The sequence below is a fragment of the Providencia sp. JUb39 genome (genome assembly GCF_012272845.1).
GTDB classification, from domain to species: Bacteria; Pseudomonadota; Gammaproteobacteria; order Enterobacterales; family Enterobacteriaceae; genus Providencia; species Providencia lanzhouensis.
Map to the genome: position 1 here is coordinate 3,902,145 of NZ_JAAWXD020000001.1, position 21,701 is coordinate 3,923,845.

Sequence of the window (21,701 nt, forward strand, 5' to 3'; positions counted from 1 at the left end):
GAGCTATATGTTCCTTAGAATACCGTTAACGCTTCCAATAACGACTCTCCGGTTGTCGAAAAAGCGACAACCCGAGCCTGACGCCCTTCATCTTGATAGGTTAAATGGATCTCCAGATCCGCTTCAGGTAAGAAGCCTTTACCCTGTTGTGGCCATTCCACTAAACAGACTGAGTTGTCTGAAAAATAGTCGCGGATCCCCATAAACTCAAGTTCTTCAGGATCGGCTAATCGATACAGATCAAAGTGAAAAACGTGTCTATCCGCTAATTCATAAGGCTCAACGAGTGTATAGGTTGGGCTTTTTACATGGCCTTGATGGCCCAATGCTTGTAAAAATCCACGACTAAATGTGGTTTTTCCTGCACCTAAATCGCCATACAGGTTAATAACTGCGCCTTGTTTACAGGCCATAGCGATCGTGCGCCCAAGCGCGACTGTTTGCTCTTCATTAGCAAGTTGTACTGTGCGTTCTTTCATAGTTAGCGAAGCCAATTATAATGGTAAAATTCATTCAATATTGATATTAACGCCTATTTTAACTCAAGCAGATCTATTTGTGTTATTTAACATTGTTGGAACATCGAGATCGGACATTTCCGAGCAAGATCGTGCCAACGCGATCCGTAGATTTTGAGAAATCCGATGATCGTGTTAGAGTGCCTGCGAATCCACTTTTACCTAGATATTTCCCATGTCCACACGCCTCGATCTCGACCTTCTTGCCCAAAATATTAAACAATGGGGCATCGATGCTGGCTTTCAACAAGTCGGTATTTGCGATACGGATCTTACCCTTGAAGAACCCAAGCTCCAAGCATGGCTGGATAAACAATATCATGGAGAAATGGAGTGGATGAAGCGCCACGGCATGATGCGGGCGAGACCCCATGAATTACACCCCGGCACACTGCGCGTCATTAGTGTTCGAATGAACTACCTTCCTGCTAAGGCCGCTTTTGCCAGCACCCTAAACAATCCAGAACTAGGCTATGTCAGCCGCTACGCTCTTGGCCGCGATTATCATAAGCTATTAAAAAAACGCTTAAAAGTGCTTAGTGATCGGATCCTCGAGTATTGCAGCCAGTTTGAATGCTCCGATGATTTGAATTTTCGCCCTTTTGTTGACTCTGCACCTATCCTGGAACGCCCGCTTGCTGTCAAAGCGGGTTTAGGCTGGACGGGTAAGCACTCACTGGTGCTCAACCAACATTCAGGCTCATGGTTTTTCCTTGGCGAATTGCTTGTCAATCTTCCTCTACCCGTTGATCAACCCGTTGAAGAGCAGTGCGGGCGCTGCGTTGCCTGTATGACAACTTGCCCAACGGGTGCAATTGTCGAGCCTTATACTGTTGATGCAAGGCGCTGTATTTCCTATCTAACCATTGAACTCGATAGCGCGATCCCCGAAGAGTTTCGCCCTCTAATGGGTAACCGGATTTATGGCTGTGATGACTGCCAACTTATCTGCCCGTGGAATCGCTTTTCTCAGTTGACGGATGAAGAGGATTTTAGCCCTAGAGCCGCATTGCATACGCCGGAGCTATTGGATCTTTTTTCATGGGACGAAGAGAAATTTCTCCGTATTACGGAAGGGTCGGCGATTCGCCGTATCGGCTATATAAAATGGCTACGTAATATCAGCGTTGCTTTGGGTAATGCGCCCTATCAAGATAATATTATTCTCGCATTACAGAGTCGTCTTGGGATCAACCCTATGTTAGACGAGCACTTCCAATGGTCGATTGGACAACAACTCAAGCGTCGAGAAGAAAACCGAGTCACAATTCAAACTTCGCAACAAAAACGTCTTGTTCGGGCAATTACTAAAGGTTTACCTCGAGACGCCTAAAAAAAGTCCAGCCTTATATCCTAATCTATCAATTGTCAAACTGATGTGAATAAAATAAAAAAGTGCTTACCCGACAATAGGTAAAGGATTTGCAAGTTGTGCTAAGCACATTTTGAAGAAATAGTTTTTTACTTTAATTTCAATGAATTAAAAATAAAATTAATAATATTCATTTTGTGATAATCAAAAATTAACCAATAACTAACCTGTGGATAACTCTGTGCAGCAAAGTATTTCTGTCTAGGATAAAATGAACCTAGACCCACTCAGGTTGTGGATAACTTTCTCATGGAGAGAAGTAATAAAAAAACGCTGAATTTTAGTTAACTAACTAAAGTAAAGTTATCAAAAAGTCAGGTTAATAAGAAATTTTAACTGAACCGGTAAAAATAAGATTTTTTACCTTTCGCTCGAACGTTCGCCATTTTAGCTGAAGTTCTTATAGGATGCCCTATTGCTAAGGGGTGGCTATTCTATGGCTCTCCGCCTATGAATGCAAGCAAAAAACTCACTTGGATCCTAAAAAGATCATAAATAATAAAAGGATCGTGGGCAAGGAAGGCAAAAGCTGCTTTTGTGTAAATAATGAACGCTAAAAGGCGAATAAGTATTAACGCGTAAGCACAAAACTAGCGTTTAATAGGATGTTTATTAGGGGGTAATACAGAAAGAAAAACAGTGAAAATTAAGAGGTAAAAATTTGGAGCGGGAAACGAGACTCGAACTCGCGACCCCGACCTTGGCAAGGTCGTGCTCTACCAACTGAGCTATTCCCGCATTTGGTGGGTACTGCTTTTGCTAAAAACTATTATAACTAAAACACTAAGAAAGTTTGGAGCGGGAAACGAGACTCGAACTCGCGACCCCGACCTTGGCAAGGTCGTGCTCTACCAACTGAGCTATTCCCGCATTCCGAAAATAGTGCTCTAGCTAAAACATCAAGAAAATTTGGAGCGGGAAACGAGACTCGAACTCGCGACCCCGACCTTGGCAAGGTCGTGCTCTACCAACTGAGCTATTCCCGCGTAACCAATTCTTGGTGCCTTAATCGTGCCAATAAAATCATAAAAACTTCATCGGTACGGGGAGCGCATTATACGAGAAATTAAGATACTAGCAAGCGTTTGAACTCAAATTTTTTATTTTTTTGTTCGTTTGATGATAAAACAATCATAGTGATGATTTTGTCGTCGCCGTTTGTTAAATAAGCATTTCAAGGTGTTAAGTTTGTTAACCTTAGCGCCTTTTTATGATGGAGTGACCCAATCCTCTAATCTTAAACCATCAACCCTTTCAAACTCGCGAGTATTATTTGTAACGACGATAAGCCCTTTGCTTCTAGCGTGAGCCGCTATGTGTAGATCATTCTCCCCGATTTTTTTACCTTGTTTTTCGAGATTTGCTCGAATATCACCGTAATGACAAGCGGCCGCTTCATCATAAGGCAACACGCAAAGCCGAGAAACGAAATCATTAACAACGGCTAAATTTCGTTCTGGATTCATGCTTTTTTCTGCACCAAAGACCAGCTCTGCTAACGTAATTGTTGAAATTGCCAATTGGTCAGCATGCTGGTTAAACTTTGGTAATAATGCTGCAGGTCGTCGTTTGATGGTGAAAATAACAATATTAGTATCAAGCAAGTATTTAATCATCGAAAGATTCTCTTGGGGTAGGAACTTGCTCTGCTCTCGAAACTAAAAAATCATCCGTGGCCGAAGTTTCCGTTAAAAAGAAGCTATCCCACGTATTTTGCAGTGGTGTAATAATACGCTCTTTACCTTTCATTCTAACGGTGACTTCTTTCACATCATCAGGAAACCGTAACTCTGCGGGTAAACGAACATTTTGAGTCCGATTACTCATAAAAACCTTACTGTGTAGGATCATGATGATTCCTCCTAAATAGTGCCATATAGCTTGAGTATATAGCACCATTAGAGTTGCTGCAATATTGAGCACTTTAGAGCAAGTTATTTAATAAACGTTTCTCGGTAATATACCAGCTCAGCAATTGACTCGCGGATATCATCCAGCGCTTGGTGGGTGTTTTTCTTTGAAAATCCGGCGAGGATCTCAGGCTTCCAGCGGCGGGCTAACTCTTTTAATGTACTCACATCAAGATAGCGGTAGTGAAAATAGCTTTCTAACTCTGGCATATAATTAAATAAGAAGCGGCGGTCTTGCCCTACGCTATTCCCACAGATAGGCGATGCGCCTTTTGGTACCCATTTTTCTAAAAATTCAATGGTCGCCAGCTCTGCTTCACGCTCACCAATGGAACTTTTACGAATACGCTCGACTAAGCCGCTATTAGTATGGGTGTTTACATTCCACTCATCCATCAATGCCAGCTGCTCTTCTGTTTGATGTACCGCGATAACAGGGCCTTCGGCTAAGATATTCAGGTTACTGTCAGTCACAATAGTAGCTATTTCAATAATACGATCACGAATAGGATCGAGTCCGGTCATTTCTAAATCGATCCAAATTAAATTATTCTCATTCTTTTGCATGATATGCCCTAACTGAATACGGTGGAGTTAAGGTATGATAACACCCTTCGTTCTATCCGTTATAGGTATGTTGTTTTTCATTAATATCCCTATCGGTTATAATATAGACGCCAAATTATTTAAGTGAGAGAGGTCAGGTGGCTAAGCAGAAACTTTCGAAAGGCCAACAGCGCCGCGTGCAAGAAAATCATCAAAAAAGACTCAAAAAGCAGAAAACTATTGAGATTGATGATAGCCAATTAGGTGAGGCTCAAGAGGGCTTAGTGATTAGCCGCTTTGGTCAGCATGCGGATATTGAAGCCTCAGACGGCACTATACAGCGTTGTAACCTGCGTCGAACCATCTCATCTTTAGTGACCGGGGACAAAGTTGTCTGGCGTCCTGCGCTAAACACACAGAGTGATATCAAAGTGAACGGCATTGTCGAAGCCGTTCATGAGCGCCACTCCGTCTTAACTCGTCCTGATTATTATGATGGGTTAAAACCTATCGCCGCAAATATCGACCAAATTGTCGTGGTTTCTGCGATTTTACCTGAATTATCGCTCAATATTATCGACCGCTACTTAGTCGCCTGCGAAACCACTGGGATCCAGCCGATTATTGTCTTAAACAAAGTTGACTTGCTAGATGAAGAAAATCGCGAGTGGGTCAGTGATTTAATGACAATTTATAGCGACATTGGCTACCAAGTGCTCGAAGTTTCCAGCCATACCGGTGAAGGAATGGAAGCACTCACTAACACCCTATCCGGTAACGTGTCAGTCTTTGTTGGTCAATCTGGTGTCGGTAAATCCAGTTTGTTGAATACGCTGTTGCCTCAAAATGAAGCCGCAATCTTAGTCAATGATGTCTCTGATACCTCGGGCTTAGGACAACACACCACGACTGCATCCAGGTTGTACCACTTTCCACAGGGTGGTGATGTCATCGATTCACCGGGCGTGCGTGAATTTGGTCTCTGGCATCTGACAAAGGAACAAGTGACCAAAGGATTTGTCGAATTTAAAGATTACCTTGGTGGCTGTAAATTCCGCGATTGTAAACACTTAGATGACCCCGGCTGTTTACTGCGAGACGCAATGGAAGACGGCAAAATTGCCGAATCACGCTTTGAAAACTATCACCGTATTTTAGAAAGTATGGAACAAGTTAAACTGCGTGGTAACTTTACTGCCAAAGAGAAATAACCCCCAAAATCAGTCTAAAATAAGTTAGTGGGCGCTCACATTTCATCCGTTTTCTGAAATAATTCGAAAGCGGATTAGTTTCAGTTACAATAGCGCCCTTTCACTAACTTACCTTTAAAATTCAGAGGTTAACGTGCTAGATAAAATCAAAATCCGCCTGCAATTTATGCTTCCTAAACAAGGGCTTACTCAACTTGCAGGATGGTTTGCTAGTCGAAACGTCGGGTTTGTAACCCAATGGGCAATAAAGCTGTTCGCTAAAGCCTATAAAGTGAATATGAATGAAGCTCAAAAAAGTGAATTGACTGCATATTCAACCTTTAACGACTTCTTCATCCGTACGCTGAAAGATGGCGCGCGCCCAATTGTTGAAGCTGAACATCAACTTGCACAACCTGCGGACGGTGCCGTTAGCCAATTAGGACCTATTGATAATGACCTAATCTTTCAGGCAAAAGGTCATAACTATACGGTTGAAGCCCTGCTTGCTGGTCAATATCAGTTAGCGGATAAATTCCGTGGTGGTGATTTTATCACAACCTATTTATCCCCAAGCGACTACCACCGCGTGCATATGCCATGTGATGGCTTATTAACAGAGATGATTTACGTCCCTGGCGATCTGTTCTCCGTTAACCCATTAACCGCAGCAAATGTGCCGAACCTATTCGCGCGTAATGAACGTTTGATCTGCGTGTTTGATACCCCATTTGGCACAATGGTACAGATTTTAGTTGGTGCAACCATTGTAGGCAGCATTGATACGGTTTGGAGCGGTTGTGTTAACCCACAACGTGAAGGCGTGATTAAACGTTGGACGTATCCTGCACAAGGTGAAGAAGGCGCTATTTTCCTACAAAAAGGGGAAGAAATGGGTCTATTTAAACTGGGTTCTACTGTTATTAACCTGTTTGAGCCTAACAAAATTCGCTTTAATGCCTCATTGATTCCTGGCTATGCAACCCGCATGGGTGAGCTGTTAGCTGAATCAACGGATGAACAGCAACGCACTGAAACTGTTAGCTAATCATTTAAACTATAATTAAGTTATTCTATCGCTGAAGGAGCTCCTCACTGTGCGTTTGATTATCAGTTTTTTACTTAGCCTGTTAATCGTTTTTTCATCCCAAGCGGCGCCAGCCTCCGCGCAAGATGAAGCACAGATTACACAGGAGCTCAAACAGCTTGATCCAAGCAAAAACCCCAAGGATGCTGAGATTGCTCAAGCGTTGCAAGGGGCATTAAGCTGGATAAATGAAGCTCGAGATGCGGACAATAAGGCAAAGTCTTACCAAGATGCTATTGATAATTTTCCTAGAATTATCAAAACAATCCGTCAAAACTTGCTCAATGAAACCGATACGCCGCCCGCTATCCCCACGAGCATTAGCTTAAGTGAACTCGAGCAGCGTATTACCCAACTCAGCAGCCAGCTACTTGATCAAGGGCGCTTGATGCAGCAAGAGCAAGACAAAGGACGCGAAATCAGCGAATCCCTGAATCTCTTGCCACAGCAGTTATCTGAAGCACGACGCCAGTTAACGGATGCCTCAACGCGATTCCAATCGCTCAATACGCCAACAACACCGTTAGCTGAAGCCCAATATACCTTAGCTCAAGCCGAAGTAAGCGCTCGCAAATCGATTGTGAACGAGCTAGAAATGGCGCAGTTATCAGCCAATAACCGCCAAGAAATTTCTCGAATGGCGCTAGAGCTTGAGAAAAAGCGTTATCAGCGCCTAGAGCTTGAACTTCAGCAACTCCGTGATTTTCAAAATACCCAACGCCAACAAAAAGCAATATTGGCGTTAGAGCATACCGAAATGTTGGCAGAACAGGGTGAATTGACCCCGTTCTTAAAAGAGCAGCTCGATATCAACCGCAAAATGTCCCAAGAGTTGACCGAGCAAGCTCAGCGCATGAGTGCAATCACCACCAACCAAGCCGAAATCTCCACCAGCATTCGAAATGCTCGACAAGCACTGTCCACTATCCGTGAACAAGCCCAGTGGATCAGCAGCTCAAGTTCCTTAGGGGAAGCGCTTCGAACACAGCTTTCTCGCCTTCCAGATATCCCTAAAAGTCAGCAGCTTGACCGTGAAATGGCGGATTTACGTGTTCAGCGGTTAAATTATGAAGATATGCTTGAACGCTTATCCAAGCTCGATGTGTCGGTGCAAGAAAGTGCTAATGACTTAAGTCCTGCCCAGTCGCAGGTTTATCAATCACTGATGAAGACCCGCAAAGAGCTATTAACCTCTCTCATTTCGGGCTTTGATGGCGAAATGTTAGAGCTGACCAAGCTCAATGTTGCAACGGGACAATTAACTGATGCGCTAAAAGAGGTGAAAGACGCCTCAAACCGTTATCTATTCTGGGTTGCTGATGTCCCACCGATTAGCATTAATTATCCGGTACTTGTGGTTACTGACATGACCCAGCTACTTTCACTGGATACTCTCTCCCAGCTAACGGGCGCACTACAAGTGATGGTCACTAGCCAAGACTCGTTCTTATACCTGCTAGGTTCCATTATCTTAGTGATTTTCAGTGTCAGCACGCGCCGCCATTATCAAGCGTTCTTAGACCGCTCGAGTCTACGCATTGGTAAAGTCACACAAGACCGTTTCTATTTAACCGTTCGTACTATTTTCTGGTCGATTATTGTCGCACTCCCCCTTCCAATGATGTGGTCTGCCATTGGTTATGGCTTACAAAGTGCATGGCAATATCCGATGGCAGCGGCCATTGGCTACGGCGTTAGCGCAACGACCCCGCTGCTCTGGCTGTTTATGATCAGTGAAACATTCTCACGCCCAACCGGGCTGTTCATTTCCCACTTTGGTTGGGATAAAGACGCGGTTAAGCGCGCAATGCGCCATTATCGATTAGCCATTTTTGTGATTGTGCCGTTAGTGATGGCAATCATCACCTTTGAACATTACAGCGAAAGAGAGTTCTCCGCGACCTTAGGCCGCCTCTGCTTCTTAGTGCTGTGCGTCGCATTAAGCCTAATTACCAACAACTTACGCCGTTCTAAAATTCCATTGTATTTGGACAGGCACGGCTCCGGTGAAAACTTAGTTAATACCGCATTATGGTGGCTCATTTTCATTGCGCCGGTGATTGCTGCATTTTTCTCCGTATTAGGTTATTTCTCAACGTCTCAAGCACTACTAGCGCGGCTCGAAACCTCTGTTGCGATTTGGTTTGTGATTCTAATTGTTTATCACACAATCCAGCGCTGGATGTCGATGCAGCGCCGCAAACTCGCCTTCGAGCGAGCAAAACAGCGCCGTGCGGAGATCTTAGCCCAGCGAGCTAAAGGGGAAGAAGACTCTCAATTACCCAATGCTAGCGGTGAAGGGAATATTGATATCGAAGAGCAGGTTCTTGACCTTGATACTATCAGTTCCCAATCAGTTGGATTGGTACGCTCCATTCTGACTATGATAGCGCTGGTCTCGTTAATCTGGCTGTGGTCCGAATTACATACCGCATTTTCATTCCTTGAAAATATTCGCCTGTGGGATGTGACCTCATCCATCAATGGAGTCGAAACCGTTCAAGCCATCACAATGGGGTCGATTTTCATCGCTATTTTGGTGATTATCGTTACTGCACAGCTCGTCAGAAACTTGCCTGCACTATTAGAACTGGCGGTTCTTCAGCATCTCGATTTAACACCGGGTACCGGTTATGCCATCAGTACCTTGACCAAGTACAGCATCACCATCATCGGAACCATTGTCGGTTTCTCAATGCTGGGGATCGACTGGTCAAAACTGCAGTGGCTTATTGCTGCAATGGGGGTCGGGCTCGGGTTTGGTTTACAAGAAATTTTCGCCAATATTATCTCTGGTTTGATGATCTTGTTTGAAAAACCGATCCGTATCGGCGATACGGTCACTATCCGTAACTTAACCGGTAGTATCACTAAGATTAATACCCGCGCCACTACCTTAACGGACTGGGATCGAAAAGAGATTATTGTGCCGAACAAGGCATTTATTACTGAACAGTTTATTAACTGGTCTCTGACCGACACCATTACCCGTATCGTGATGACCATCCCTGCTCCTGCGGATGCCGATAGCGAAAAAGTGACAGAGATTATCCTGCGCGCCGCAAAACGCTCGTCCATGATCTTGGATAACCCGAATCCTGAAGTTTATCTCGTGGACCTACAGCAAGGGATTCAAATTTTCGAGCTGCGGGTGTATGCAGGTGAAATGGGGCACCGTTTACCGGCTCGCCACGAAATCCATCAGCATATTTTAGAAGCCTTTGCAGAACAAGGAATTACATTGCCATTCCCACCGTTCCAAGCCCGTGTGGATGTGCGCAGTAATTCGATTCAAAGCGCCACAAATAACCTTTCTGGTCGAAACCCACCTCGTGGTACTGGTGAGCTATAAGTTTATTGAGGGAGCACTTGCTCCCTTATTTTCTATGGTAAAAAAGGCAGAGTAATGATCCAAGCGGTAGAAATCCAAGACGAATCCATCAAATTAAAAATTGCACAGTATGAGCGTGTAGGCTCCATTCTGTTTTTTCTGATCCCGTTGGTGATTTTGCTGATTGTCGGAAAGGGTTTTGCCTTTAATACGCTCTATCTGTGGCAAGGATTCAGCCTGCTGTATTTAGTGATTTATCGTTTGAAAGTACATCAATTATCGACAAAAGCGCTGCAACTTAGTGTACGCCGAGGATGGGGATATAATCGATTTTACCGCTTTTGCTGGGGATATTTGATTCTGTCTGTGATCGGATTAACGGGATACCTGCTGATATCCCGTTAAATTAATATTGGGCGAATTAGCTTTCTTCGCTATTTCCGTAGGTTTTAATGTAGTTGTCAGCCAGTTTTTGCGCTTGTTTCAGCTCTTCTGCGTTCAACTGCTCTGCGATTTTTTTCTGTAAACGTTGGCTCTCTTTATTGCCACTATAAACCGCGGTAGACAGCCATGCATACGCTTGCTGTAAGTTCTTTTTCACCCCTTTCCCTTCAGAGTACATCACTCCTAAACGGTCTTGGGAATTTGCATCACGCTGCTTTGCGGCTTTTCTGAACCAAAACACGGCTTTTTCATTATCTAATGCGACGCCACTGCCAATCGAGTACATTTGCCCGATTTTGAATTGTGCAATCACATTACCGCCTTGCGCTGCCTTTCTAAACCAGTATGCCGCTTTTTCCAGATCCTGTTTAACCCCTAAACCTTGTGCATACATGGTGGCCATGTTGGTTTCTGCGCGAGTATCACCATTTTTAGCGGCTTCTTCGTACCACAACATCGCTTTATCATAATCTCGGCGAACACCAAAACCATTTACATACATAGTACCAAGGCGGAATTGGGCATCTGAATTACCTTGATCCCCGGCTTTGATAAACCATTCTGCTGCCACTTTGGAGTCTTGAGAAACGCCCTGACCTTTAAAATAACGCTCACCTAACAGGAATTGAGACGCGGGATCACCTTTTTCAGCTAACTGCGTAATTTGCTCTATTGTCGTCTGTTCACTGGCGGTCGTTGGTTTCGCCGGTGTAGCCAGTAATAATGAACTATAACAAACAGATCCTAACAACAGTGCTAACGCAATTCTTTTCATCCTAAGTAACCCTCAACAGTGCAGTATGGCAACTGGCGACACAGTAATACCCGTTATTATCGGCTGATCTGGCAGATTATACAGCCTAAACTCGCTTTTCATTTGAAGTAGTTTAAATTTACTCGTCAGAAGACAAAATAGGATAAACGCCTTAATTTAGACAAATAGCACTTTTCGTTATCATTCATGACAAAAGGCAAATAAAAAGCCAGATAGTTTTTTATTCTATCTGGCTTTCTTCTAATACACATAGCAAAAGTGATTATTTGTTGTCTAAATATTTACTTCGCAAATAACGAGCAACCGCATCATCTTGGTTAGAACCAATCACTTCCATCTGAGGTAAAGCATCTTTCAGCAGCTGATGAGCATTCTGCATAATGCAGCCCTTGCCCGCTAACTTCAGCATCTCTTTATCATTCATGCCATCACCAAACGCGATGCAATCATGGGTTCCATAACCATGCAATGCCGTGACTTGTTTCAATGCTTCCCCTTTAGAAACGGAGCCTGCCATCACCTCAAGACAGCTGTGTAAGGAGAAAGTGACATGCACTTTATCTTGCCAACGACGTTGAATACGCTGTTGCAGATCGACCAGTAAATTATGGTCTTCACTGGTGTAATACACTTTACAGACTTCCGTGGTTGGGAAATCACGAGGGTCAAACAGTTGGTAATTAAACACGGACTCTTTGAAAAACTCTTTCTGCTCAGGGCTTTCACGGTTAATAAACCAATCATCACCATGGTAGTAATTGGTGAGAATTTCAGGGTGATCAAACTCCATTAAGCACAGTTCTTTCGCTATCTGCGAGTCAACGTTGTTCGCAAAAATAAGGTCGCCATTGGTATTATGAATACGCGCCCCATTCGAGGTGATCATATAAGCATCAATACCCAGACCATCACGGATCTGTGCGACATCAATATGATGGCGTCCCGTCGCGAACACAAACCGGACTTCTTCGGTCGCCACAAGCTGCTTAAGTGTGTCTTTGGTATACAGGGTTAAATCATGATTGGGAGATAAAAGTGTTCCGTCCAAATCGGAAGCAACAACCGGATATTTCATACAAGATCCCTAATTATGGCTAATTCTGCTCAAAAAAATCACAAATTGCATTGAGGGCCATGGCTCTCAATGCATCTATTTCAAACAGGATTTCGTGGTGAGCCCCTTCGATAATGAGGGGTAATTTTTCTTCTCGTCCTGTTTGCGCTTTTTGCCGACTTTGACAAAAAGCTTGTAGCTCTCGATTACTGACTACCTTCTCTTCGCTCGCTTCAAGTAGCATCAGAGGGGTTTCAATCTCTCCCGCTTTCGCAACCAGCTCTTTGCCAATCGCAAAACTTTCTCGTAACCAGTGGTAAGTTGGACCACCGAGACGTAATTCAGGATAATCCGCATAGTAGCGTAAATAACGTCTATAACGCTCTTGGCTATGGGTTAACACATTGATTAAATAAGGTAATGGCTGCCATTTTCCCGTTGAAACAGCATAATCATTTCGCACACTGCGGCGCGGTTCTGCTCGCTCAACAATAAAGCTCGCGAGCCAGTGAGGCATAGGTAAATTCACGCCAATCATGGGAGCGCACAATGCAGCAGCATCAAATGTCACGCTATCTCGGAGCAAATACCCAGCGAGGATCGCGCCCCCCATCGAATGAGCCAGCGCATAGCATTTAGGATAGTGACGATCCCTTACTTCTAAATCAATAAATTTTTCAAAATCGTCAATATAATCTGTGAATTTTTCAACGTGCCCCTTTTGAGGATCCGCCAGCATACGACCAGATCGCCCTTGCCCACGATGATCAATAATAAAAACATCGAACCCTAGATGATAAAAATCGTAGGCAACTTCAGGGTACTTAACGTAACTCTCACTGCGCCCCGGTGAGATAACCACAGCTTTATGGTGCTTTGCATGAATAAAACGCACATAGCGAATAGGAACGTCATCAACACCTAAAAACTCAGCTTCTTCACGTAGTTGCCAAAAATCTAAAAGCGGACCGTTGGTAAAGGCCGAAAACTCAGTTTCTCGATTTAACCAACTGGCTTTTAGACTATCTGGCGTCATGGGGTTTCCTCATTCATAACCTTCTAGATGGTCTTGGATGAGTGTCATAAACGCCTCACCAAAACGCTCTAATTTTTTCTCGCCAACCCCATTAATCAGTAATAATTCAACGGGTTTGGTCGGGCAATGCTCTGCCATTTCAATCAACGTTGCATCATTGAAAACCACAAAAGGCGGAATGTTTTCTTCATCCGCAATGGATTTACGTAATTTACGCAATTTGGCAAACAGCTTCTTATCATAATTGCCATGGTAAATTTTGTTTTGTTGATTCCGGCTTTTGGTGACTAAAACGCGTGGAACGGCTAACTGTAATGGCATTTCACCACGCAGTATGGGTCTGGCCGCTTCCGTCAATTGTAATGCGGAAAAATGCGCGATATTTTGCGTGATCATGCCTAAATGAATTAATTGACGTAAGACGCTCACCCAATGTTCATTCGTTTGCTCTTTACCAATCCCATAAACTGGCAGTTTATCGTGCCCTAAATCGCGGATCCGTTGATTGTTAGCGCCTCGTAACACCTCAACAATATAGCCAATACCAAACCGCTGCCCAACGCGATAAATACAGGAGAGTGCTTTTTGCGCATCCATCAGCCCATCATAACGCTTTGGCGGATCAAGGCAGATATCACAGTTACCGCAAGGTTTTTGGCGGTTTTCACCAAAATAGTTTAGTAAAACTAGGCGACGACAAGTTTGCGCTTCCGCAAAGGCAGCAATCGCATTCAGTTTATGACGTTCAATATCCTGCTGCATTCCCGCTGGCTTTTCTTCTAAGCATCGACGGAGCCACGCCATATCAGCAGGATCATAGAAGAGAATGGCTTCGGCTTCGACGCCATCACGCCCTGCTCGCCCGGTTTCTTGATAATACGCTTCAATGTTGCGAGGAATATCAAAGTGCGCCACAAAGCGGACATTGGACTTGTTAATCCCCATTCCAAATGCCACAGTCGCAACCACAATTTGCAGATTATCTTTCTGAAAAGCATCTTGTACCCAGTCACGTTGGGCGCTCTCCAAACCTGCGTGGTAAGCAGCCACACTCAAGCCACGTTTCTGCAATCTTTCCGCGGTTTCTTCAACTTTACTACGGCTATTACAGTAAACAATTCCCGATTTACCTTTCTGAGCCTTAATAAAAAACCATAGTTGATCTAACGGTTTATACTTCTCGACCAAAGTATAGCGGATATTCGGGCGATCAAAGCTGCTCACATGAACTAATGGGTCATTAAGCTCGAGTAAGCGAATAATATCAGCGCGCGTGGTTTCATCTGCCGTGGCAGTCAGCGCCATCACTGGTACATTCGGTAAAGAGTGACGTAATTGACCTAATGAACGATATTCAGGGCGGAAATCGTGGCCCCATTGGGAAATACAGTGTGCTTCATCTACCGCCAATAAGGCGATATCCCAGCTACCAATTTGCTGAATAAAATAGTCAGTCAATAAACGCTCTGGCGCCACATACAGAAGCTTAATTTTCCCTTGAGCGCATAATTCCATAATTTGGCGCTGCTCTAGCGGGGTTTGTGAGGAATTTAAACAAGCCGCTTCAACGCCGTGTAACTTGAGTTGATCGACTTGATCCTTCATTAAGGAAATTAAAGGTGATACCACCAGCGTAATGCCTTGTTTGACCAGCGCAGGCACTTGGTAGCAGAGCGATTTCCCGCCCCCTGTTGGCATCAATACTAAGCAGTCACGACCATCGAGGATACCGCCAATGACAGCATCTTGCCCCGGACGAAAGGATTGGTAGCCGAATGTGCTATTGAGCACATTTTCAGCGAGTGAAAGTTGATTGATAACGCAAGCGGTAGACACGAATTCCCTCTAGAGGTTGAAACAAATAGCTGCCCGAAAAGAGCAGCTATTGGCAAGATATTACCCTGAAATGACTGGAATGTCTGCCCAGATCACATGATATCGTTAAGCATCACACCGATACCAAAACGTGTTTGGCGATAGTCGTAGTCTATCATCGACTCACCATAACCGCTAAATAGCTGGGTATACAAACGCACATGCTTCGTCATTGGATAGCTCCAGCCCAACTCCGCGTTACCATACCCTGTATTCCAGTTATAGTGACCCGCAGCTGAAATAACGCTATCCCCAAGTGCATATCCCACTTTTACGCGGTAATAGCCGAGATATTTATTAATATCTGGATTGTCATCACTACTTTCACTTTCAGGAATGCGGTACCACGGTTTCAATTCAACTTGCCAGTCACCCTTTTGCGCCATTGCTCGGGCATAAACACGGTTCCAACTACGGGATGTTGGATCGGAGCGACCATTTGATTCATGGTTAAATCCCGTTTCGAATTCGCGTAACGTCCAGCCTGCAAATTGGTTATCAAGCGCCCAACCGATAAAAATCTGTGGTTCATAGTTGGTTTCACGAAATGGCGAGGACTCTTTCTTATTACTTAATTGCCACCAAGAACGCTGGGTATAAGATGCCGCAAGAACCGAATTTTCCCCCGCAATACCACGCCAAATAGGGAACGCCAAGCTTAATTGGAATTTCACTTCATCTTTCAGTGCATCATTACCCCAATCATAACTCGCGATAGCCTTCTTATTCATCGAAGACGTATAGGTATAAATGATGTAATTGGGTTCATAAGGATACAGAACGAATGGGTTATCATAATTTTGCAGTAACCCCGAAATAATACTTCCGCGAACGGGTGTATGATTTTCAGTATCCTGCTGTGCCGGTTCGTTGGTATTGTCAGATGCAAAAAGTGAAACAGACCAGAAACAGAGCACAGAACTCAACAACATTTGTAAAGCGCGCATTTGCCATTCCTATTTCAACTGCGGTGAAAAAATTTGCCTCATTTTACACCGAAAAATGATCAACCGTTGAAAGATTATTCATTTGTTTTCTAGATATTAGCACATACATAATGTTAACTTATCATTAACATCATAGACAAGGATCCTAAAATGAATGACCGCATCTATACCTTCGAAGAAGCCAGCAAGTTTATGAGCGATGCATTTATCTATAAAATGCCTTTTAATCAATTACTTGGAATTGAACTACTACAAATGACGGATGGCTTAGTCCAGCTATCCGTGAAAAACCGTCCTGAGCTTATTGGTAATTTCACCCAAAACATTCTCCATGGTGGTGTTATTGCATCCTTATTAGATGTTGCGGGAGGCATGGTGTGTATCAACCGGATCCTTCAACGCATTGAGCCCCTCGTTCACCAAGATATTGCCGACAAGATGTCCAAAATGGGTACGATTGATTTACGCGTTGACTATTTGCGCCCTGGTCGTGGAGAGGTTTTTATCGCGAGCGCCAGCTTACTACGCGATGGTAATAAAATCGCCGTTACCCGCTGTGAATTACATAATGAAAAAAATCAGCATATTGCTACAGCCACTGCGACTTATTTGATTGGGTAAAAAAATCTGAGCGAATGAAACAGCCTAGTAAATAATTAATAACCTCATTAACTAATAGCTTGTAAAAAAACCTGAGCAATGTCACATTAACGGCATCACACATCGAGCCTCTCACATTCTTGGCTTCGATCTCTCAGTTTGACTTTATATCAATTTCAGAGCTATTCATGAGCCAACAAAATACTACCAAAGGCGTACTATGTGCCTTAGGCGCTTATTTTATTTGGGGTGTCGCCCCCATTTATTTTAAATCCATCAAAGAAGTGCCTGCAGAAGAAATTTTGACTCACCGTATTATTTGGTCATTCTTCTTTATGCTGTTATTACTGACCATCACGCGCCATTGGAATTATTTCCGCCAAGTCTTAAAACAGCCTAAAAAGATCTTAATTTTAGGTGTAACAGCTGTGACAATTGCGTCTAACTGGCTGATTTATATCTGGGCGGTAAATAATGGGCATATGCTGCAAGCCAGCTTAGGGTATTTTATCAACCCTCTGGTTAACGTATTGTTTGGCATGATATTTTTACATGAACGCTTCCGCCGAATGCAATGGGTTGCGGTCGGATTAGCTCTTACCGGCGTATTAATTCAACTCTGGCAGTTTGGCTCCGTGCCAATCATTGGATTAAGCCTTGCCGTGACGTTTGCCACCTACGGTTTATTACGTAAAAAATTAGGTGTTGATGCGCAAACGGGTATGACATTTGAAACCTTATGGCTGCTACCTGTCGGCGTTATCTTCCTATTATTCTTTGCAGATAGCCCGACAAGCGACATGACGATGAACAGCTGGCATTTAAATATTCTCCTGATCGCTGCAGGGATTATTACCACAGTGCCATTGTTACTGTTTACTGAAGCCGCTAACCATTTAAGACTATCAACGTTAGGGTTCTTCCAGTATTTAGGCCCAAGCATTATGTTCTTACTCGCCGTATTTGTGTATGGCGAAGTAATGACCCAAGAATTGTTAATTACATTTGGTTTTATCTGGGTTGCATTAATTTTATTTACTTTAGATGCTTTATATACACAGCAGAAACTCAGAAGAAAATAGAATTTAATTTTTCGTATTATGGGCATTCGTGCCCATAATATCTGTCTTAAATTAGTATTAACCCGCTTATTATATTACCCACTTAATGCACGTTTCATTTAATGGAACTGGAAAGTTTAAATTATTTAATATAATCAGCTTATTTTTATTAAAAATAATTTACCTTTTAGGTGTTTTTCTCTTGTTTGGGTTAATTCCAAAATTAAAGATTTTATCTTTATATTTCAATATATTATAAAAATTTTTATTCCTTGATTTTATCGGGAATTTGATTCATATTTAACTTACGTTAAATTTAACCTTGTTTATACACCTTTCAAATATCAACCCATTGAAATAAAACAGTATATTTATTTGTTGAAATAAATGATTGCTTAATAGGAACTTGATAATTATATTGTACGCCGCTTGTATTCACCCCAGCGGATGGTAATGGTCCGATTCATTACTGACGTTTCATTAAAGTGCGCACGATGACAGTGATTTATATTCTGTCCTGGTGCGAGGTTTTCTGAAATTGAATACAAGGCGTCTATCCACATACCTAATTAAATGATTTGTGTATGTAAAAAACAAAACATGTAGTGCTATAGCTCAAGTTATATGGCTGCATTTTAGGTTCACTCGGCCTGTGTATTCAGACAGAGTTAACGTTGTTAAGGGCTTTTGGGAAGGGCTTCAAAATGCAACAGAATACCGTTCAAATGAAACGTGTACTGACCACCCCTGCGTTAGTATTTTTCGGGCTGGCCTATATGGTCCCACTCGGAATTTTTACCACCTATGGACAAGTGACTGTATTAAGTGAAGGGCATTTGCCTATCGCTTATTTAATTACGCTCGCTGCTGTCTTCTTTACCGCCATGAGCTATTGCCGTATGACCAGTGCACTCCCGCTTTCTGGGTCTGCTTATTCGTATGTGCAAAAAACCTTTGGTGGCACTCTTGGATTTCTTGTTGGTTGGGCACAACTGCTGGATTATCTATTTCTGCCGATTATTAACTACATTGCGATTGGGATCTTTGTCCACGAAGCGTTCCCGAATATCCCAATGCCAGTGATAATCTGCTCAACCATCGCTGTTGTCAGCATCATGAACATTTTGGGTATCAAATTGGTATCTTGGATGAATATGCTGATTATTCTGATGCAATTTGTCTTCATCGCCATTTTCTTGTACATCTGCTTGCAAAACGCGATGGTACTGGATGTTGAAGCATTGATGGCACCGCTCACTGTGATGTCATCACAAGTGTCGGGGCTGTTTGCGGGTGCTGCGGTACTGTGCTTAGCCTTCTTAGGCTTTGATGCCATTTCAACCATGGCCGAAGAAACAAAAGACGCACGCCGTGCTTTACCTAAAGCGATTTTATATACCGTATTTATTGCGGGAGCCTTGTTTATTGCCATCTCTTACGGCGCACATTTAATGTATCCGGTATGGCAAGATTTTCTCCCTAATACGGATGTTGCCAGTATCGCGGTGATGCAGCAAGTGGGCGATAAAATGAAGTGGATCGGCGCCTCCTTGATGGCATCAAGCTTTATTACCGCTTATGTTATCGGAGTCTTTGCTTCAGCAATGACTTCACAAGCCAGTATCGTGCGTATTTTCTATGCAATGGGTCGTGAAGGTGTGCTACCACGCTCTATCTTTGCGTATTTGCACCCACGCCTGAATACACCGGTCTATTCCATTATCTTTGTGGCTGTGGCTTCGTTGATGTCGCTGGTGTTATCACTCAGCATGGTTGCGTCGATGATTAGCTTTGGTGCGCTAATAGCCTTTACCTTTGTGAACTTGTCAGTCATCAAACATTTCTACATCGACCGCAAAGCCTCGTTGGATAATACCAAGCTGCTCACTTGTCTGATCATGCCATCCATTGGGGTTGTTTTAACCTTGTGGTTATGGACAAGTTTAGATGCAGAAGCCTTCACAGTCGGCTTATGCTGGCTAGCAGCAGGGGCAGGCTACCTCACGCTTCTGACTCATGGTTTTACTCGTCGTCCACCTGCTATCTCTGATGCCGAGACTGAGATGATTATCAATTAATCCTCCGGTACCTTTCGTTGATTATGGGGAAGCTTATCTTCCCCATTGTTTTTTTGGTTCTGGCTCCGTAGGAGCCCCTGATACAGACGGTTTACGATGAATAATAAAATTGCTGATGTTATTTATTTCAACGGTTATATCTATACCGCAGACAGTCAAGATAGTGTTGTCGACGCTATCGCCTTGAAAGAAGGTTATATTCTTGCAACAGGGACTTCAGATGAATTACATCAATATGTTGGTCCAGAAACTGAGAGCATCGACCTTGAAGGCAAGATGATGATGCCAGGGATCATTGATGGACATATGCACCCATTTTGGGGCGGCATTCAGCTGTTCGGCTGCCATCTTAATTACGAATCCCTGACTATCGACCAAATTTTACAACGCGTGCAAGATCACCTCGATAAAGATCCTCGCACCGGCGAAAATGACTGGCTAAAAGTCACGGCATGGTTACGCCAAGGCATGTTACCAGCAGGTATTGATATGTACCGTGAAGACATGGACAAGCTCAATACTAAGCGCCCAGTGGTGTTGTTCTCTAATGACTGCCATACCCTCTTAGCCAATAGTCGCGCCCTCGAATTATTCGGGATCACCAAAGAGACCCCTGAGCCACCTGATGGCAAAATCGGTAAATACGAGAATGGCGAACTTAACGGAATTTTAGAAGATGCACCTGCCATGCGTGCTGCGGATAGCATCCCGTCTATTCGTGATGAGCAAGCGGTTGAAGTGGCTGAATTAGTCCAAAAAGTATTGAATCAGCAAGGCGTTACCATGGTGATGGATGCCCGTGTTTCTGAGCAGCAATTAAGCGCGTTCCACCAACTTCAACAACGTGGTGAACTCACTTTGCGCTTCCAAGCTGCACGCGAAATCACGCCTGATGATACCCCGAATGTGGCTGCCGTTGCGGCTGCTGTCGATAAAGCCGTGGCGTTCGCCAAAAAATGGCACCAAGCAGAGTGGACACCGGCACCAGGTATTGGTCTGCGTAATATCAAAATGTTTGTGGATGGCGTGCTGCAATATCCAACCATGACTGCCTCATTATTACAGCCATACCGCGTGAACAAAGGGACTGATTCCGCCCCGAATTGGGTAGAAACCGATAACTACGGCGACCTCTATTTCACGGCTGAAATTCTCGATGAGCTACTCGAAAAAATCGCCGCAGCGGGTTACGACCCTCACTTACATACCGTCGGTGAAGGCGCCGTCTCTATCGTGCTGGATGCCATTGAGAAAATGCGTGCGGCTCACCCAGAGAAAGATATCCGCCCAGGCCTTGCTCACAATGAATTGGTTGATGCCAAAGATTATGCCCGTTTTGCGCGCCTGAAAACCATTGCATGCTTATCATTCCAGTGGGCAGCACCAACGCCTGAACTGGCTGCTTTCGAGAAAAATATGCTGGGCGAAACCCGTTTCCAACAGCTCGAACCTATCGCTAAGTTTATTGATGCAGGTGCAGTGGTTGCCTTTGGTAGTGATTGGCCAATTGATGATTTTGACGAATGGTATGATTTAAAAGTCGCCGCAACCCGCCGTGGCCGTGATATTAATGGTCAGCCAGCCCCAAGGCTGGATAACGACCGTGATATGACCGTGAGCGAAGTTTTACGTTCAGCGACCATTGACTCTGCTTATGCTCAACATCGTGAAGATGTTTTAGGATCACTTGAGGCAGGTAAATTCGCGGACATGATCGTGCTGGATCGCAATGTATTTACCATCCCAGCAGATGATATTGAAAATGTGAAAGTACTACGCACTATTGTGGGCGGAAAAACGGTTCATATCGCTTCTTAAGTATTTAATTATCATTAATCTGATGAAGGCGTAAAAATATGCCTTCATCTCAATCAATT

General features: G+C 43.7%; 18 protein-coding genes and 3 tRNA genes. 9 read left to right on the forward strand and 12 right to left on the reverse strand.

Features of this window, described 5'->3' with window-relative positions:
• Positions 1 to 14 precede the first annotated feature (14 nt).
• The gene (tsaE, locus tag HFU86_RS18095) at positions 15 to 479 is read right to left on the reverse strand and encodes a tRNA (adenosine(37)-N6)-threonylcarbamoyltransferase complex ATPase subunit type 1 TsaE (protein WP_036948926.1); all 465 of its coding nucleotides are present in this window, start codon (positions 477 to 479) and stop codon (positions 15 to 17) included.
• Positions 480 to 693: 214 nt separating this feature from the next.
• Here tsaE and queG point away from each other — a divergent pair, with 214 nt between their 5' ends.
• Positions 694 to 1,851, forward strand: coding sequence for a tRNA epoxyqueuosine(34) reductase QueG (gene queG / locus HFU86_RS18100; protein ID WP_132496331.1), 1,158 nt, complete (start codon positions 694 to 696; stop codon positions 1,849 to 1,851).
• Positions 1,852 to 2,552: 701 nt separating this feature from the next.
• Here queG and HFU86_RS18105 read toward each other — a convergent pair.
• The 6 genes from HFU86_RS18105 to orn form a co-directional block, all read right to left on the reverse strand.
• Positions 2,553 to 2,628, reverse strand: a tRNA-Gly gene (locus HFU86_RS18105).
• 56 nt (positions 2,629 to 2,684) lie between these two features.
• Positions 2,685 to 2,760 (reverse strand) — tRNA-Gly (locus HFU86_RS18110).
• Between the two features lie 40 nt (positions 2,761 to 2,800).
• A tRNA-Gly gene (locus HFU86_RS18115) sits at positions 2,801 to 2,876 on the reverse strand.
• Positions 2,877 to 3,098: 222 nt separating this feature from the next.
• Positions 3,099 to 3,506 carry a type II toxin-antitoxin system tRNA(fMet)-specific endonuclease VapC gene (vapC, locus tag HFU86_RS18120; RefSeq protein ID WP_132496330.1) on the reverse strand — a complete coding sequence of 136 codons (408 nt, stop codon included), beginning with the start codon at positions 3,504 to 3,506 and terminating at the stop codon, positions 3,099 to 3,101.
• Entirely contained in the window at positions 3,499 to 3,741 is a 243-nt protein-coding gene (gene vapB, locus HFU86_RS18125; RefSeq protein ID WP_036948919.1) for a type II toxin-antitoxin system VapB family antitoxin, read from the reverse strand. Before vapB ends, vapC begins: the two co-directional genes overlap by 8 nt.
• Before the next feature lie 83 nt (positions 3,742 to 3,824).
• On the reverse strand, positions 3,825 to 4,367 hold the full coding sequence (orn, locus tag HFU86_RS18130) for an oligoribonuclease (RefSeq protein ID WP_036948917.1): 543 nt from the start codon (positions 4,365 to 4,367) through the stop codon (positions 3,825 to 3,827).
• A gap of 137 nt (positions 4,368 to 4,504) precedes the next feature.
• Here orn and rsgA point away from each other — a divergent pair, with 137 nt between their 5' ends.
• From rsgA to HFU86_RS18150, 4 genes are all read left to right on the forward strand, one after another.
• A complete protein-coding gene (gene rsgA, locus HFU86_RS18135) occupies positions 4,505 to 5,557 on the forward strand; it encodes a small ribosomal subunit biogenesis GTPase RsgA (protein WP_187129780.1) in 1,053 nt (350 codons plus the stop codon).
• A 133-nt stretch (positions 5,558 to 5,690) separates the two neighbouring features.
• On the forward strand, positions 5,691 to 6,584 hold the full coding sequence (gene asd / locus HFU86_RS18140) for an archaetidylserine decarboxylase (RefSeq protein WP_036948913.1): 894 nt from the start codon (positions 5,691 to 5,693) through the stop codon (positions 6,582 to 6,584).
• 49 nt (positions 6,585 to 6,633) lie between these two features.
• Positions 6,634 to 9,975: a miniconductance mechanosensitive channel MscM gene (gene mscM / locus HFU86_RS18145; protein ID WP_108478803.1), complete on the forward strand. Its 3,342-nt coding sequence runs from the start codon at positions 6,634 to 6,636 to the stop codon at positions 9,973 to 9,975.
• A 54-nt stretch (positions 9,976 to 10,029) separates the two neighbouring features.
• On the forward strand, positions 10,030 to 10,359 hold the full coding sequence (locus HFU86_RS18150) for a hypothetical protein (protein ID WP_132496328.1): 330 nt from the start codon (positions 10,030 to 10,032) through the stop codon (positions 10,357 to 10,359).
• Between the two features lie 16 nt (positions 10,360 to 10,375).
• Here the strand turns inward: HFU86_RS18150 and HFU86_RS18155 are convergent, their stop codons facing one another.
• The 5 genes from HFU86_RS18155 to pldA form a co-directional block, all read right to left on the reverse strand.
• Positions 10,376 to 11,173 carry a tetratricopeptide repeat protein gene (locus tag HFU86_RS18155; protein WP_036948904.1) on the reverse strand — a complete coding sequence of 266 codons (798 nt, stop codon included), beginning with the start codon at positions 11,171 to 11,173 and terminating at the stop codon, positions 10,376 to 10,378.
• A 262-nt stretch (positions 11,174 to 11,435) separates the two neighbouring features.
• Positions 11,436 to 12,248 carry a sugar/pyridoxal phosphate phosphatase YigL gene (yigL, locus tag HFU86_RS18160; RefSeq protein WP_187129781.1) on the reverse strand — a complete coding sequence of 271 codons (813 nt, stop codon included), beginning with the start codon at positions 12,246 to 12,248 and terminating at the stop codon, positions 11,436 to 11,438.
• A 19-nt stretch (positions 12,249 to 12,267) separates the two neighbouring features.
• A complete protein-coding gene (pldB, locus tag HFU86_RS18165; RefSeq protein ID WP_132496326.1) occupies positions 12,268 to 13,263 on the reverse strand; it encodes a lysophospholipase L2 in 996 nt (331 codons plus the stop codon).
• A 9-nt stretch (positions 13,264 to 13,272) separates the two neighbouring features.
• Positions 13,273 to 15,099, reverse strand: a complete 1,827-nt coding sequence (gene recQ / locus HFU86_RS18170; RefSeq protein ID WP_132496325.1) for an ATP-dependent DNA helicase RecQ — start codon at positions 15,097 to 15,099, stop codon at positions 13,273 to 13,275.
• A gap of 92 nt (positions 15,100 to 15,191) precedes the next feature.
• Positions 15,192 to 16,085: a phospholipase A gene (gene pldA, locus HFU86_RS18175; RefSeq protein ID WP_132496324.1), complete on the reverse strand. Its 894-nt coding sequence runs from the start codon at positions 16,083 to 16,085 to the stop codon at positions 15,192 to 15,194.
• A 150-nt stretch (positions 16,086 to 16,235) separates the two neighbouring features.
• Between pldA and HFU86_RS18180 the strand changes: the two genes are divergently transcribed.
• The 4 genes from HFU86_RS18180 to HFU86_RS18195 all read left to right on the forward strand — a co-directional run bounded on the left by HFU86_RS18180 (position 16,236) and on the right by HFU86_RS18195 (position 21,642).
• Positions 16,236 to 16,706, forward strand: a complete 471-nt coding sequence (locus HFU86_RS18180) for a thioesterase family protein (protein ID WP_132496323.1) — start codon at positions 16,236 to 16,238, stop codon at positions 16,704 to 16,706.
• Positions 16,707 to 16,873: 167 nt separating this feature from the next.
• Positions 16,874 to 17,767 carry an EamA family transporter RarD gene (gene rarD / locus HFU86_RS18185; RefSeq protein WP_036948885.1) on the forward strand — a complete coding sequence of 298 codons (894 nt, stop codon included), beginning with the start codon at positions 16,874 to 16,876 and terminating at the stop codon, positions 17,765 to 17,767.
• A 683-nt stretch (positions 17,768 to 18,450) separates the two neighbouring features.
• A complete protein-coding gene (locus HFU86_RS18190) occupies positions 18,451 to 19,824 on the forward strand; it encodes an APC family permease (RefSeq protein WP_132496322.1) in 1,374 nt (457 codons plus the stop codon).
• Between the two features lie 96 nt (positions 19,825 to 19,920).
• Complete coding sequence (locus tag HFU86_RS18195; RefSeq protein WP_187129782.1) at positions 19,921 to 21,642, forward strand: amidohydrolase; 1,722 nt, start codon at positions 19,921 to 19,923, stop codon at positions 21,640 to 21,642.
• Positions 21,643 to 21,701 lie beyond the last annotated feature (59 nt).